General features: G+C 40.4%; 17 protein-coding genes. 14 read left to right on the top strand and 3 right to left on the bottom strand.

Annotated features, from left to right (window positions below):
• Nucleotides 1-76: 76 nt before the first annotated feature.
• The 11 genes from AB1488_04510 (at nucleotide 77) to AB1488_04560 (ending at nucleotide 6,166) form a co-directional block, all read left to right on the top strand.
• Entirely contained in the window at nucleotides 77-289 is a 213-nt protein-coding gene (locus tag AB1488_04510) for a hypothetical protein (protein MEW6409358.1), read from the top strand.
• Between the two features lie 231 nt (nucleotides 290-520).
• Nucleotides 521-895, top strand: coding sequence for a hypothetical protein (locus AB1488_04515; GenBank protein ID MEW6409359.1), 375 nt, complete (start codon nucleotides 521-523; stop codon nucleotides 893-895).
• On the top strand, nucleotides 892-1,443 hold the full coding sequence (locus tag AB1488_04520; GenBank protein MEW6409360.1) for a helix-turn-helix transcriptional regulator: 552 nt from the start codon (nucleotides 892-894) through the stop codon (nucleotides 1,441-1,443). The genes AB1488_04515 and AB1488_04520 overlap by 4 nt, the downstream gene beginning before the upstream one ends.
• Nucleotides 1,433-1,837 (top strand): protein-export chaperone SecB, encoded by a 405-nt coding sequence (locus tag AB1488_04525; GenBank protein ID MEW6409361.1) that lies wholly within the window; start codon nucleotides 1,433-1,435, stop codon nucleotides 1,835-1,837. Before AB1488_04520 ends, AB1488_04525 begins: the two co-directional genes overlap by 11 nt.
• 165 nt (nucleotides 1,838-2,002) lie before the next feature.
• Nucleotides 2,003-2,248, top strand: coding sequence for a CopG family transcriptional regulator (locus tag AB1488_04530; protein MEW6409362.1), 246 nt, complete (start codon nucleotides 2,003-2,005; stop codon nucleotides 2,246-2,248).
• The gene (locus AB1488_04535; GenBank protein MEW6409363.1) at nucleotides 2,248-2,670 is read left to right on the top strand and encodes a putative toxin-antitoxin system toxin component, PIN family; all 423 of its coding nucleotides are present in this window, start codon (nucleotides 2,248-2,250) and stop codon (nucleotides 2,668-2,670) included. Before AB1488_04530 ends, AB1488_04535 begins: the two co-directional genes overlap by 1 nt.
• A gap of 109 nt (nucleotides 2,671-2,779) precedes the next feature.
• The gene (locus AB1488_04540) at nucleotides 2,780-3,916 is read left to right on the top strand and encodes an aminotransferase class I/II-fold pyridoxal phosphate-dependent enzyme (GenBank protein ID MEW6409364.1); all 1,137 of its coding nucleotides are present in this window, start codon (nucleotides 2,780-2,782) and stop codon (nucleotides 3,914-3,916) included.
• 117 nt (nucleotides 3,917-4,033) lie between these two features.
• Nucleotides 4,034-4,510 carry a flavodoxin family protein gene (locus AB1488_04545; protein ID MEW6409365.1) on the top strand — a complete coding sequence of 159 codons (477 nt, stop codon included), beginning with the start codon at nucleotides 4,034-4,036 and terminating at the stop codon, nucleotides 4,508-4,510.
• A gap of 26 nt (nucleotides 4,511-4,536) precedes the next feature.
• A complete protein-coding gene (gene dtd, locus AB1488_04550; protein ID MEW6409366.1) occupies nucleotides 4,537-4,998 on the top strand; it encodes a D-aminoacyl-tRNA deacylase in 462 nt (153 codons plus the stop codon).
• Nucleotides 4,999-5,096: 98 nt separating this feature from the next.
• Complete coding sequence (moaC, locus tag AB1488_04555; protein MEW6409367.1) at nucleotides 5,097-5,573, top strand: cyclic pyranopterin monophosphate synthase MoaC; 477 nt, start codon at nucleotides 5,097-5,099, stop codon at nucleotides 5,571-5,573.
• On the top strand, nucleotides 5,558-6,166 hold the full coding sequence (locus tag AB1488_04560) for a phospholipase D-like domain-containing protein (GenBank protein ID MEW6409368.1): 609 nt from the start codon (nucleotides 5,558-5,560) through the stop codon (nucleotides 6,164-6,166). The genes moaC and AB1488_04560 overlap by 16 nt, the downstream gene beginning before the upstream one ends.
• Nucleotides 6,167-6,171: 5 nt before the next feature.
• Here AB1488_04560 and malQ read toward each other — a convergent pair whose 3' ends face one another.
• The 3 genes from malQ to polA form a co-directional block, all read right to left on the bottom strand.
• Complete coding sequence (gene malQ / locus AB1488_04565) at nucleotides 6,172-8,406, bottom strand: 4-alpha-glucanotransferase (GenBank protein MEW6409369.1); 2,235 nt, start codon at nucleotides 8,404-8,406, stop codon at nucleotides 6,172-6,174.
• Nucleotides 8,390-9,631 carry a glucose-1-phosphate adenylyltransferase gene (locus tag AB1488_04570; protein ID MEW6409370.1) on the bottom strand — a complete coding sequence of 414 codons (1,242 nt, stop codon included), beginning with the start codon at nucleotides 9,629-9,631 and terminating at the stop codon, nucleotides 8,390-8,392. The genes malQ and AB1488_04570 overlap by 17 nt, the downstream gene beginning before the upstream one ends.
• 69 nt (nucleotides 9,632-9,700) lie before the next feature.
• Nucleotides 9,701-12,343: a DNA polymerase I gene (polA, locus tag AB1488_04575; GenBank protein ID MEW6409371.1), complete on the bottom strand. Its 2,643-nt coding sequence runs from the start codon at nucleotides 12,341-12,343 to the stop codon at nucleotides 9,701-9,703.
• A 225-nt stretch (nucleotides 12,344-12,568) separates the two neighbouring features.
• On the opposite strand from polA, the gene mtnP reads away from it, so the two are divergent.
• The 3 genes from mtnP to AB1488_04590 all read left to right on the top strand — a co-directional run.
• The gene (gene mtnP, locus AB1488_04580) at nucleotides 12,569-13,441 is read left to right on the top strand and encodes an S-methyl-5'-thioadenosine phosphorylase (GenBank protein ID MEW6409372.1); all 873 of its coding nucleotides are present in this window, start codon (nucleotides 12,569-12,571) and stop codon (nucleotides 13,439-13,441) included.
• A gap of 41 nt (nucleotides 13,442-13,482) precedes the next feature.
• Nucleotides 13,483-14,217, top strand: coding sequence for a tetratricopeptide repeat protein (locus AB1488_04585; GenBank protein MEW6409373.1), 735 nt, complete (start codon nucleotides 13,483-13,485; stop codon nucleotides 14,215-14,217).
• Nucleotides 14,218-14,269: 52 nt separating this feature from the next.
• Nucleotides 14,270-14,385, top strand: a 116-nt coding sequence (locus tag AB1488_04590) for a helix-turn-helix domain-containing protein (protein ID MEW6409374.1), incomplete at its 3' end; no start/stop codon positions are given.

Raw genomic sequence — 14,385 nt, forward strand, 5'->3', positions numbered from 1 at the left:
AGGAAATCTTATATCACTATTGTGGAAAAAGTGGGGAATTACTTTGATACTAACTGGGGAATTATTCTGATACCAGGTGGGGAATTATTTTGATACTAACTGGGGAATTTCGCTGATACTCGACAATCGTGCAACACATGAATGTAGAATACTTGAATGTAATTCACATTATGTGAGGATGAAAGATATCTCAAATGATCGTTATGTTAGTGAACCGCTTTTAAACATTAACCTCACCTATGATGAAAGAAGATATAGGCTAATGCTCATTGTTAGCTCAGATGCCTAACAGGCTGTTGAAAAGTCGTAAAACATTGAAGGCGTCATACTGAACTTATTTCAGCATCCATCAGGAATTTGAGAAAATTAATAAAGGTAGGGCTTGCGGATGAGATTAAGGAGATTGATGGGATTGTGAGGGGGATTTTGAAGGAGTAGCATAAATTATTCAATATGTTGTAGCATCTTTATAAATATTAACAATATTTTGTTCTTGACAATATATCAAAAATGATATAGTATGAAAATACCTAAACTTCCAAATAACATAAAAGTGCATACCAATGTTTGGAGAACTATTAAAGAAATTGCGCTTCTCGATCAAGAGACGTCAGGACGAATCATTCAGAGAATTGTCGAATTAGGACTTGATCCTTTACCCATGACCAAGGAATGTGAATCTGAAACCGTGTGGAATCTTGCTAAGAAGAGAGTATATGTCAAAAAACTTAAATGTGTAGATATTTTGGATTACAGAATTTTTTATGCCTATAAAAGATCCGGCTTAGTTTGTGTGTATTGCATTATCCCAAGAAATGAAGACACTTATAAAAAGGATTCATGGCACTATCAAATTATAAAACTTCTTTACACCCAATGGAGGGAATGTCAATGATTTCATCCAGAGAAAAGATCCGTTATCCTTTTAGAAAAGTTTATACTTGGATTATGCCATCTCAAATTGCTTCAAAAATTATCTCTCCCTCAGATTTAGACGAAATCTGTGATACTTGTGATTCAATTAAGGATAGTGAAATTGAAAAATTAAGAGTCGAGAATAAGAAGTTGCGGAAACTTGTTGAGTTTCTAAGAAATGAAGTCAAGTCTTTCGAGTTAAAGACCGCTTTAAGTGAAAAGGCTGTACCCTTAAAAACCATTGTTGATAAATTTACCTCTACACTTGAAGGGAAAAGAACATGGGAAGAGGCATGGGAAGAGCAGTTTAACGAATGGCAGGAACTTGTCAGACAGGGCAAGATGAGTTGGATAAAATATTATAGACTTATTAATGGAATAGACCAGAAGACTCTTGCAGAAAAACTCGGCACGGCACAGCCAAACATAAGCAGAATTGAAAGAGTTGGGTATAATGTACCATCAAAAACATTAAAAAAACTTGCTGAAATATTTAATGTAAAAACGGGGGATTTAATTGGGGATTGATACAGGAATTAATTTTATCAAGGTCGTTTTAACCGAACTCGACTTCAAGCTAAATAAAGACTTTAAGCCACCTAAAGACGGTATACCTGTCGAGATAGGTCTCAAAACAAAGAATTTTTTCAGTTCAGATAAAAAAACACTTAATGTAATATTATCTGCAACACTATTTCAAAAAGCAAAGAGTAAGCCATTTATTATGAAGGTCTCTATTGAAGGAACCTTTAAAGGTAAAAGCTATGAAGATCTTAAAAAGTTTTCTAAAATTCATGCACCGGCTCACTTATTCCCATTTATTAGAGAAATAATAGGAAATATAACACTGAAAGCTAATATACCTCCTCTGCTTCTGCCTCCTTTTAATCTTACAGCTATCCTTACAGCAAGAAAAAGTTAAAACTTTCCTCACAAGCCAGAAGTTGCAGAACAGGATTTTGCAGAAATTGCAGGGGGAGTTGTTGTGAGTAAGTCAAAAGTCTGCCAGGGTCTTTGCTTTTCATTCTAAGGGTTGTAAGTATTTCTTGTTTGTGGTATTATATTGTAATACCACAGGAGGTGTATTATGCCGATAAGAAAGAGGATTGCTATGACGATATCTCTCCCGCCTGATATTGCACAGGAATATGAAAAGGTGGCGAAGATGAGAGGTGAAACAAAGAGCCAGTTATTCAGGGAGATGTTCGTCTTCTACAGACAGGAAAGGCTCGAGGAAGAGTTTCTCAGGCTTCAGAAATACGGGGCAAAGAAAGCGAGGGGGATGAAATTAACAGAGAAAGGCATTGAACGGCTCATCTTTGAGGGCCGTTAGTGATCAAGGTTGTTTTTGATACCAATGTATATATTTCAGCCCTTACTTCTCCAAATAGTAAGGCAGAGGAGGCGTATCTGCTGGCTGTAAAAGGTAAGGTTGAACTCTACACATCAGTGCCAATACTCACTGAACTTGCAGAAAAGCTGAGAGAGAAATTTCAGTGGGATAATCTCAAGATAGAATCTGCATTGAAACATATAAGTAAGGTTGCTACAGTAAATAAGCCTTCAGTTAAGATATCATTACTAAAGGATGAAACTGACAACAGGATACTTGAATGTGCTAAGGCATCAGATGCAAGTCTCATAGTAACAGGTGATAAACATCTTCTTTCATTGAAAGAGTTTGCCGGTATTGGAATCACAAGGATTGCAGGATTCTTATATATCTTTGAAACTAAAAACAGATTCTCAAAATGAAAAAACAATAATTGATAGCGAACCATGACCAGATTTTCAGACCACATCTCTTCCATCATAAGCCAGAAACTACAGAGTAAGATTTTACAGAGATTGCAGGGGGAATTGTTTGGATAAAGAGACGGGAAAAATCTCACCCTTCATAGTGATGGATATCCTAAAGAAGGCACGGCAGAGGCCGGATGCCATCCACATGGAGGTTGGTGAGCCAGACCTTCCGCCATCCCCAAAGGTTGAAGGGGCATTCTTAAAGGCAATCAGGGACAGGAGGTTCTTCTACACGCCTGCCTCAGGACTTCTGGAGCTCAGGGAAAGGATTTCCGAGCATTATTATAAGACTTACAATGTGAATATGTCTCCTGAGAGGATTCTTATAACACCAGGAACATCGGGTGCCTTCCTCATTGCCCTGGCATTGTTTGTTGAAAAGAGCAAAAGGTTGGTTCTTTCTGACCCATCCTATCCATGCTATAAAAACTTCGCCTATTTCCTTGATATAGAGCCACACTTTATCTTTGTGAATAGAGAGACCCATTATGAGATAATACCAGAGATGCTCGGAGAGATTGAAAATATAGGTGTATTGATGGTCTCGTCTCCTTCGAATCCTGTGGGGAGTCTCTATAGGAGAAATACGCTCAAGAGACTCATTGAATTCTGCAGAGAACAGAGGATATGGTTTATCTCTGACGAGATATATCATGGGCTTGTATATGATGAAAGGGAACATACAGCCCTTGAGTTCTCTAATGATTCCATTGTGATCAATGGCTTCTCAAAATATTTCTGCATGCCTGGTTTCAGGATTGGATGGGTGATTCTCCCAGAAAAGTTCATAAGAAGGGCAGAAATACTGATTCAGAATATCTTTATAGCAGCAAATACACCTGCTCAGTATGCAGCTATTGAGGCATTTGATTATAGATATTTAGAGACTGTAAAAAATACATTCAAGAAACGGAGGGACATTCTCTACGAAGGGTTGAAGGATGCATTTGATATCCCTTCAAAGCCAGAAGGTGCATTCTATATATGGGCAGATATAACGAGATACGGAATGGATTCAATAAAATTCTGCGAGCTCCTTTTAGAGAAGAAGGCCGTTGCTGTGACACCAGGGATAGACTTTGGGAGAAATAAAACAGATAGATTTGTCAGATTTACCTATACAAGGGATATCTCACATCTCAAAGAAGGTATAAGGAGGATCATGAAATTTGTTCGTGATCACACAGGTAAGACTTAGTGAGAAATGCACAAACATCACAGGTCAGAAATTACAGAGGAAGATTTTGCAGAAGTTTGAGGGAGAGTTGTTTGGGTAATAAAAATGTTTGTTTAACATGAAGAAAGGAGGATAAGTATGCAGGTTTTAGTTCTTTATTACTCTAAAGGAGGCAACACGAGAAAACTCGCTGAAGAGGTGGCTAAAGGAATTGAGTCAACAGGCACAAAGGCTGTAGTTAAGAGCACGCAGGAAGTTACAAAGGAAGATTTTCTGGCGTCTGCTGGAATTGTTGCTGGTTCACCTGTATATTTTGGAGTCATGGCAGCAGACCTTAAGAGAGTCTTTGATGAATTTGTGGGTGTACGCAGAAAGATGGAAAATAAGGTGGGCGCAGCCTTTGCCACAGGCGGACACCATACAGGTGGTAAAGAGACAACCATCATGTCTATACTTCAGTGCATGCTCATCTATGGTATGATCATAGTGGGTGACCCCATGAGTGCCACTGGACACTACGGCGTGGCCTCTTTAGGTGCTCCCGATGAGACGGCTGCGGCTGATGCATTTAAGCTCGGTGCCCGAGTGGCGGAACTCTGCAAGAAGTTGCAATAACGAGATGAAACTTTAAATAGATTTCTATGAAGGTATTAATACAGAGAGTTTCAACTGCAAGTGTAGAGGTTGAGGGCAGGGTCATAAGTGCTGTTAGCAAAGGGATCCTCATATTTCTGGGTATTGAAAAAGGCGATACAACAGACGACCTTAAATATCTTGTAAGGAAGATTTCCAGTCTCAGAATCTTTGAGGACACAGAAGGCAGGATGAACCTTTCTATTAGAGACATAAAAGGAGAGGCGCTCATTGTCTCTCAATTTACACTTGCAGCAGACTGTAGAAAAGGCAATCGCCCATCTTTTGACAACGCAGAAGAACCATCAAAAGCAAGACATATGTATCTGAATTTCATTGAAGGATTAAAACAGACAGGCATAAAAGTAACATCCGGAGATTTCGGGACACACATGGATGTGCATATCTCAAATGATGGTCCGGTGACGATAATGCTTGAGTCTAAAGTGGAGAAAAAGAGTTCTGGTTAAGATTATTGAGGGATATGGTCTTAGAAGAAAACCTATTGCCAACAGGGGAAAATAATATTAAAATCCTATTAAAAATTAATACTCTAGAAGGAGCACTTATGAAGAAATTTACACATTTTGACGAAGAAGGCAGAGCAAAGATGGTGGATGTGAGTGATAAGAATGTTACTAAAAGGGAAGCGATTGCAAAAGGCTCTATCAAAATGAAACCTGAAACTCTTCGGCTTATAAAAGACAGAAGGATATCAAAAGGTGATGTACTTGGAGTGGCTCGTGTTGCAGGTATAATGGCTGCAAAGAATACGAGCACTCTCATTCCGATGTGCCATCCCCTCGGAATAACAGGGATAGAAATATATTTTGACCTCGACGAAGAAAAAAGCAAGATTGACATAGAGTCAAGGGTAAAGATAATAGCAAAAACAGGTGTTGAGATGGAGGCGCTTACTGCTGTCTCGGTTGCAGCATTGACTATATATGATATGTGCAAGGCTGTTGACAGGGGTATGGTGATTTCGGATATCAGACTTATGGGAAAAAGAGGTGGAAAGAGCGGAGAGTGGAAAAGAGAGTAGAGGATAGACGTTGGACGGTTGACGGTAGCAGGTTGAAGAAAGATTCGAAAAAGGCTATCACCCTTTCCTTACTGATCTTATTAATTCTTTCGATTATCGACTATCGACAATCGAAAATCGAAGCTGTGGAAGTATCACCTGCGAAAGTTACACTCCTTAGAAATGAAGAATACTTTTATACCCTGCACAGGATGCTCGGTGAGGCAAAGAAAGAGATAGTAGTAAGCATATTTAATTTTAAAATGGGGACATCGGCAGGCAACCGGGCGAATATAATCGTGGATGACCTTATATCTGCATCAAAAAGGGGTGTAAAGGTACTCGTGGTGTTTGAGAGGGGAAAAGGCAGAGAAGCAGGTGATGAAAATAAAAAGACTGCCGATATACTGAAAAAAGGAGGCGTCTCTGTCAGGTTTGACTCACCTCACAGAACAACACATACAAAGGTTGTGGTTATAGACAGACGTTATGTCTTTATCGGAAGCCACAATCTTTCTCAGAGTGCACTCAAATACAACAATGAGCTATCTGTCCTGATTGATTCGATAGGAGTTGCTAAAGAGTCTTTAGAGTACATCCTTAAGATAGAGTGAATCTATCAGTCCCTTCTCTCACGATAGAACATATCAGCCATTGCTTTAGCCCTCCAATCAGAAATCAGTGCCTGAAGTTCGAGGGGAATCTTTAATGACCAGTTTGGATAAGTATCAATAGTGCCTGGCATATTTTGCTGGTTCAGAACTCCGAAAAGGTCATCAAGACTCACTGTTACCATTTTGCAGGGTGTGCGTGCAAGATAGGTATATACTGCAAGGCAGAGTTCAGGTGTCATCTCAGAAACCATCTCAGGGTCTAATGGAAGATTTTCAGGTAGAATCCCCTGAGAATGAAGTGCAGAAAGTATTATAGCCTTATCCCTTTTTCTTTCATTCAGGTCTTTCTGCCATGCACCATCATCAGGATAGAGTCCCAATTGTTTTTTTATCTCTATATCACGGCCTATCCAGTAACCATATAAGGTGGGCAGATCATGGGTTGTAACAGATGTCAGAGCTATCTCAGGATAGCCATCAGGTATGATTAACTCTCCTTTTGAATAATCCCTCTCAAAATAAAATAACCTGTAAGAGAACATATTGAATCGAGATAATGTCTCACGAACCTCCTCCCCTATAGTCCCGAGGTCTTCTGCAACTATTATTGTCCTATTCCTTACACTCTCAAGAGCGATTATCCGTAAAAGGTCCTCTGATGGATAGCGGACATATGTCCCATCTTGAGGAGACATTCCCTCAGGTATCCAGAAAACCCGAAACAGACCGAGTGCATGGTCTATTCTGAGGGCACCACCATGTTTGATATTTTCTCTTATCGTCTGTATGAAAAACTCATAGCCAGATTCCCTGAGTTTTCCAGGGATTAATGGAGGGAACCCCCAGTTCTGACCATTCAGGTTAAATGCATCAGGTGGTGCTCCAACGCTCATGCCTGATGTAAAGACATTCGGATAACTCCATGTATCACTGCCTCCTTTGATGGAGCCAATTGCCAAATCATGGTAGAGACCAACAGACATACCAAGGTTTTTTGCTGTCTCTGCTACTACATGGAGCTGTTCATCAATAATCCACTGGATATACTGATGAAAAAGGACTCTCTCGCTGTTCTCTTCCTTAAATCTCTGCACGGCTGTCCCTGAAAAGTTATGGTATTCCTCTGGCCAGTCCTGCCACGAGTGAACTTCGGGCATCTTTTTTCTGAGATATTCCCATAAAGCCATAAAAATAGTAAATGATTCCAGTGCAGTGCCTTCTTTCCGGCGGTATCTTTCGAATTCAAGTCCACGCTGAGAACGGAGCTTATAATGTTTTTCATAAAAGATTGAAAAGGCGCTCTCAAGCATCTTCCTTTTCAGAGATGCCACTCTTCCATAATCAATCAGGTGTACTTCCCTGAGGTTACGTAACTCCTCCATGAAACTGGAGGATCTCAAAAGGCTGAGGGCTTCAGAAGAGTCAGCAATCTCAGGGATTTTTTCTATATCAATGTAGATGAAATTTCGATAATGACGGCTTACTGGAGCGTATGGGCAGATTCCATACGGCTTCTGATTCGGGATGGTGTGCAGAGGATTAATCCCTACAAAACTACCTTTCAGGTTCTTAGCAACCCATTGAACTATATTCTCAAGGTCAGAAAAGTCACCTATTCCCCAGTTTTGAGAAGAACGGATTGCATAAAGATTCACTGAAAGTCCCCATGTCCGTTTGCCCTGTTGAAGCTCTAATGGGATGTAACACCCATCAGGGGTAACGATAAGTTGCATAACACCTGATTGTTTTCCTTCAGGGGTTTTACAAGTAAATCTAAAGGTATAATATCCTATATCCCTATCAGTCTCATTCGGGATTTCTATTCTAACATAGCGTTTTTCATCTATTATCTTGAAATCTACAGGATTTATAGCATCTCCTTTGAGTATGTACTCTCTGCTCTGACCTGTCTCATCCTTGATCTCCCATTCCACTGAAATAACTCTCTCATCTCCTTCAGGAAGTGGAATGTAAAGGGATATAGTTGGAGGTTGATTATTCACAGAGACAATTTTTACTGGTTCAACAAAACGATTCCACGGACGGGCACGGATTTCATTAACTTCCTTCTGGATATTCTCTATGGTCTCAATCTTAAAACCCATAGACTTAAGGATAGCCTTTTTAGTCTCCAGAGGTGTGATGCGTAATTCTCCCCAGTTATCATAGTATTCTGTGATGATACCGCTAAGTGATGCTAACTCATTAATAATATAATCTAATCTATCGAAGAACCCCACCTCCTCCCTTTTCCTGTCTTCTCTGTCTACCTTCTCTGGGAATCACTGCGATACCAGAAGGGTCTATATGGCAGCGAAAACGATCTGCATCAGGGTCAAAACCGATCTGCTCACCTTCCCCCACTACATTTAGTTTATCAATAATCACCTTACGAATCCTGCATCCCTTTTTAAGCACTACATAATCCATGATAATGGAATCCTCTATACTCACACCATCTTCAATTACCACTCCACTACGAATTACAGAGTTGCGTATCTTTGCATTATGAATTAAAACACCTTCAGCGATTAAACTGTTCCTGATGTCACCCTTCAGTATCTTTGCAGCAGGTCCTTCATATTTTGATGGATGAATGGGCCAAAGTTTATTATCAGGTTCAAACAGAGGAGCAACACCCAGCATGTCCATATGCGCCTCAAAAAAGGCAGGTATAGTCCCTACATCCCGCCAGTATCCCTTTTCCTCATGTGGTTTAGTCCCCGGGATAATGTTTGTAGCAAAATCATAGGCAAATACCCTTCCAGTCTCGACAAGATCAGGTATTACATGGGCACCAAAGTCATGCTGTTTTTTCCGCTGTGCCTTTGCCAGTGCATCCAGCAGGGTATTCCGTGTAAATATATAGTTTCCCATGGAAGCATATGCACGTGTCGGGTCAGATGGCATTGGAATCGGTTTTTTTGGTTTTTCCTGAAATCCAATAATACGATTTTCGCTGTCCGTTGAAATAACTCCGAAAGAAGATGCCTGCTCCAGAGGCACAGGCCGTGCAGCCACAGTAACAAAGGCATCCTTTGAGAGATGGAAATCTATCATCTGTCTTATATCCATCCTGTAGATATGGTCAGCTCCAAAAACGACAACCAGTTCAGGGTTATGCTGGCGAATTAGACTAATATTCTGGAAAACAGCATCTGCAGTTCCCTGAAACCATTCAGGACCCATGCGCATCTGAGGTGGAACTACTGCAATGAAATGGTTACTCACAGAAGAAAGTATCCAGTTTTCCCTTATATGTTCAATGAGTGATTGGGATTTGTACTGAACAAGCAAGTAAATGGAATAGATGTGAGAGTTAACAAGATTGCTCAGTACAAAATCAACTATCCTGTAACGTCCTCCAAAGGGAACTGCAGGTTTCGAACGTGCTATGATCAGAGGGAAAAGCCGTTCACCCCTCCCCCCTGCTAAGACAAAAGCCATGACTTTTGGATGTGTCATATTTACCTCCCTTCCTCCCTCACTTCCTCACTTCCTCCCTTCCTATTAATACAGTCATTCTGTGAGGGATCAATGTGTCTCTGCCCAGTTTTTACCAATACCAATATCGACCTTCAGTGGCACTAAGAAATCCACCACAAACTCCATTTCCCTTTTTATTAAATATTTCATTTCGTCAATCTCCATCTCAGGCACCTCAAAGATAAGTTCATCATGCACCTGAAGGATCATCTTCGTCTTTGAGTAATATTCCCCTAAACGCTTGTAAATATTTATCATTGCCATCTTTATAATATCAGCAGCACTTCCCTGAATCGGTGTATTAATTGCAAGCCTCTCTCCATGACTGCGAATAGAGGCATTAGGGTTGTTCAGCTCAGGGATGGGTCTCTGTCTGCCAAGAATTGTAGTAATAAACCCTCTGTCTTTTGCCTCAGCGATGGTCTTAGCTATGAAATCTCTGACACCTTTGTGGGTCTCGAAATAGAGATCAATATATTTTTTTGCCTCCTCAGGCGTTACATCGAGTTCTATTGAAAGTCCATAGGGACTCATTCCGTAAATAATGCCGAAATTGACCACTTTTGCCTTCCTCCGCATCTCTGGTGTTACGGACTCTTCAGGAACACCAAATATCTCAGACGCTGTCTTTAAATGTATATCTACATCCTCCCTGAATGCATGAATTAACGCCTCATCGTCTGAGAGGTGAGCTAATATCCTGAGTTCTATCTGTGAATAATCAGCAGATAGCAACAGGCATCCTTTATCAGCAATAAATGCTCTTCTTATCCTTTCTCCCCACGCACCCTTTATCGGTATATTCTGGAGGTTCGGCTCACTTGAAGAGAGTCTTCCTGTTGCAGTTACTGTTTGATTAAGACTTGTATGGATTCTTTCTGTTTCTGGATTTATAAGTTTTGGCAGGGCATCAATATAGGTGGATTTAAGTTTTGATAATGTCCTGTACTCGAGTATATCATGAGGAAGAGGATGATATACTGCGAGTTCTTCAAGGACCTCCATATCTGTAGAGTAACCTGTCTTTGTCTTTTTTACAGGTTTTAGACCGAGTTTATTAAACAGAATATCTGATAATTGTTTTGGTGAATTTATGTTAAATTCGCATCCTGCTGTTTCATATACCCTGTGCATTATCCTCTCCATATAATCACCTATCTCTGTGGAGAGTTTGCTCAGGATATCTGTATCTATCTTGAATCCGTTCAACTCTATATCAGCAAGAACGCTTACAAGTGGAATCTCAACCTCAGAGAAAATACGGTCGAGTCCGCGCTCCTTTATCATCGGAGAAAGTTCCTTTGTTAGTCTGTATGATAGAACTGCATCCTCGCACGAGGAATGCTCAATCTCTCTGTCACGCTGGATCATATAGTTAAGATAATCGAGTGCAATCTCATCCAACCTATGACTCGCCCTGTTAGGATTAAGCAGGTAGGATGCAATCATCGGATCAAATGCAATCCCTTTAATCTCGATCCCCTCTTTCTTCATAGTGACAACCTCGTCCTTTATGTTATAGCTATATTTTTTTATCTCCTCATCGACAAAAATATCCCTCAACATAGCTTTGACCTTTTGCTTCGCGATCTTCGATTGCTGCTCCGCAGCGATCTTCGATTCTTTATATGATTCTCTGTCTTCGTGGAATGATAAAGGGATATAAAAACACCTACCTGAACCGGGAAATAAAGATATTTCAGTAATCTCTGAGGATACGGTTTTGATATCAAATGCCATCTCTTTCTTCTGCTTTAGCTTATTCATGACATCAAGCAGTTCATCTATATGCTGTATGGTATGGACTGTATACTGTAACGACTCTGAGTGGGATACTCTATTACATAGCGCTTTGATAAGACTTGTAAATTCAAGTTCCCTGAAGATATCAAAGAGTTTAGTGTTGTCGGGTTCTCTGAGTCTCAGATTCTCAAGATTTATATCTATTGGTAGTGCTGTATCGATTGTAGCTAACCTCTTACTGAGTATGGCAAGTTCAGCATTATTCTGCAAATTCTCTCTGAGTTTTGGTTTGGTAATCTTCTCTATATTGGAGAGAACGTTTTCAATACTACCGAATTCCTTAATGAGATTGATTGCGGTCTTTTCTCCTATACCAGGGATACCAGGTATATTATCTATTTTATCACCCATCAATCCCATGACCTCTACCACCTTTTTTGGCTCAACGCCGAATCGCTCAACTACATCTTTTTCTCCATAGACCTTATCTTTCATAGGGTCGTATATCCTTATATGTGGCGATACCACCTGCATGATATCTTTATCCCCCGTTACGATGGTAACATCAAACCCTTCACTTGCTGTCTTCAATGCTATCGTAGCGAGGATATCATCTGCCTCACATCCCTCTATCTCGATAGAGTATACATTAAATGTGGAAACAAGCCTCTTTATATACTGCATCTGCTGGAAAAGGTCGTCTGGCATCCCTGGTCTCTGCAGCTTATATTGTTCAAAAATCCTGTGTCTCTCTGTAGGTGCGGCGGTATCAAATGCTATTGCGAGGTACTCAGTCTCCTTCTCTCTTACTATCTTCAGTAACATATTGGTGAAGCCATATATCGCATTTGTCGGAAAGCCTTTTGAGGTAGTGAGCCTTGGTATGGCATGGTATGCCCTGTATATGTATGAGTTGCCGTCTATAAGGTAAAGAGACTTTTGTGTCATAGCGTTAAATAAGAAAGCAAGATTTAGATGGCTAATTTAAATATACCTTATTCCTTCCCTTTTTGTCATGCTGAATTTATTTCAGCATCCTGAATCAAGTTCAGTGCCTCTGAAACAAGCCTGCCCCAAATAAAAAAACTTACCCCTTGAAAAAAGATGTCTTATAGCATAAACTGTCATAGACTCGTAGAGTGGATCTCAGACATCGAGGGAGGGGGAATAACTATGCAAAAGACATTCGAGAGTGCAACCATTGGAATCATAGGAGGCAGTGGACTTTATGATATGGAAGGGCTTGAGGGTGTCAGGGGAGTCAGGCTTTCAACCCCTTTTGGAGACCCTTCTGATGAATATATACTCGGCAACCTTAAAGGTATAAAAATGGCATTTCTTCCGAGACACGGAAGGGGACACAGGATAATGCCAACAGAGCTTAGTTTCAGGGCAAATATATATGGGATGAAGATGCTCGGTGTAGAAAGGATTATCTCTGTTTCTGCCGTAGGGAGTATGAAGGAAGAGATAAAGCCCGGAGATATAGTAATTCCTTATCAGTTTTATGACAACACAAAACAGAGAAAAAGCACATTCTTCGGAAATGGTATCGTTGTCCATGTAGGCATGGCAGACCCTGTATGTAAAGAGATTTCGGATGTCCTCTTCCATGCAGGAAAGAAGGTGGGTGCCACAGTTCATCTTGGTGGGACATACCTCTGTATAGAAGGACCACAGTTTTCTACGCGTGCTGAGTCAAATATCTATAGAAAATGGGATGTTGATGTCATAGGTATGACCAATGTTACAGAGGCGAAACTCGCAAGAGAGGCAGAGATATGTTACGCAACACTCGCCCTTGCTACTGACTATGACTGCTGGCATGCCCACGAGGAGGATGTTACAGTTGAGACAGTCGTTGAAACCCTCAAGAGAAATGTGCAGACGGCAAAAGATATTATAAAAAATGCAGTTATATCGCTACCACCTGCAAGGAGCTGTATCTGTGCTGATGCCCTGAAAAATGCTATAATAACAGATACTAACTCTATCCCTGAGAATGTAAAGCAACGGCTGGATCTCTTGATAGGAAAGTATATATGATGGTTATTGTCCAGAATAACAGAATATATTATTTTTGTATTTTGATTTTGATTCTTCTTCTGCCACACTGCGCCACGACACAGAGTCAGATCGAAAGCAGACAGAGGGGAGAAGCACATTACAAGCTGGGCGTATCTTTCCTTAACGAAGGGAAAACCCAGCAGGCGTTCATCGAATTTCAGAAGGCAATATCACTCAATCCATCAGATAAGGAATCATATAATGCCCTCGGACTCATCTATGAATGGAATTTTGAGAGATTCGACGAGGCGGAAAAGGCATATAAAAAGGCTATAAGTCTTGATAAAAACTTTTCTGATGCACACAATAATCTCGGAGTCCTTTATGCAAAACTCAAGAGGTGGAATGAGGCTATAGAGGAATACAAAATGGCATTAAGTAATCCCCTTTACTCCACACCACACCTTGCATATAATAATCTTGGCTTTGCCCTTTACAGCAAAGGTAATCCCCTCGATGCAATAAATGCTTACAGAGCGGCATTAAAGATACAGCCTGATTTCGATCTTGCATATTATAACCTTGCCCTTTCTTACATAAAACTCGGCATGATGAAGGAGACGATCAGTTCTCTGGAGATGGCGGTAAGGATAACACCTGATTTTTTAGATGCCCATTATCAGCTCGGCATTGCATATCTGAAGGAAGATAAAAAAGAGCCTGCCTATCATTCCTTCAAGAAGGTTATAGAACTCGCTCCTAAAAGTGAGCAGGCAATATCCAGTCAGGTGTATCTTGAACTTTTAGGACGTTAGATAATAACTATCTAATGTCCTTTATCGAGCAAGTAGCTATTAAGGAGGTCCTTTGGAGTCTCTTGGCACATACCTGCGTAAAGAGAGAGAAGATAGAAATAAGACCCTGAAGGATATAGCAAACAAGACGAAGATAAATACCCGCTATCTCAAGGCAATAGAAGAAGA

The sequence above is a fragment of the Nitrospirota bacterium genome, assembly GCA_040756155.1.
Lineage (GTDB): Bacteria > Nitrospirota > Thermodesulfovibrionia > JACRGW01 > JBFLZU01 > JBFLZU01.

Bases quoted from the DNA above. Each gene is read 5' to 3' on its own strand.
- AB1488_04515 (MEW6409359.1), top strand. From the start codon at position 521: ATGAAAATACCTAAACTTCCAAATAACATAAAAGTGCATACCAATGTT.
- mtnP (MEW6409372.1), top strand. From the start codon at position 12,569: ATGCAAAAGACATTCGAGAGTGCAACCATTGGAATCATAGGAGGCAGT.
- AB1488_04570 (MEW6409370.1), bottom strand. From the start codon at position 9,631: ATGACACATCCAAAAGTCATGGCTTTTGTCTTAGCAGGGGGGAGGGGT.
- moaC (MEW6409367.1), top strand. From the start codon at position 5,097: ATGAAGAAATTTACACATTTTGACGAAGAAGGCAGAGCAAAGATGGTG.
- AB1488_04530 (MEW6409362.1), top strand. From the start codon at position 2,003: ATGCCGATAAGAAAGAGGATTGCTATGACGATATCTCTCCCGCCTGAT.
- AB1488_04545 (MEW6409365.1), top strand. From the start codon at position 4,034: ATGCAGGTTTTAGTTCTTTATTACTCTAAAGGAGGCAACACGAGAAAA.
- AB1488_04520 (MEW6409360.1), top strand. From the start codon at position 892: ATGATTTCATCCAGAGAAAAGATCCGTTATCCTTTTAGAAAAGTTTAT.
- dtd (MEW6409366.1), top strand. From the start codon at position 4,537: ATGAAGGTATTAATACAGAGAGTTTCAACTGCAAGTGTAGAGGTTGAG.
- polA (MEW6409371.1), bottom strand. From the start codon at position 12,343: ATGACACAAAAGTCTCTTTACCTTATAGACGGCAACTCATACATATAC.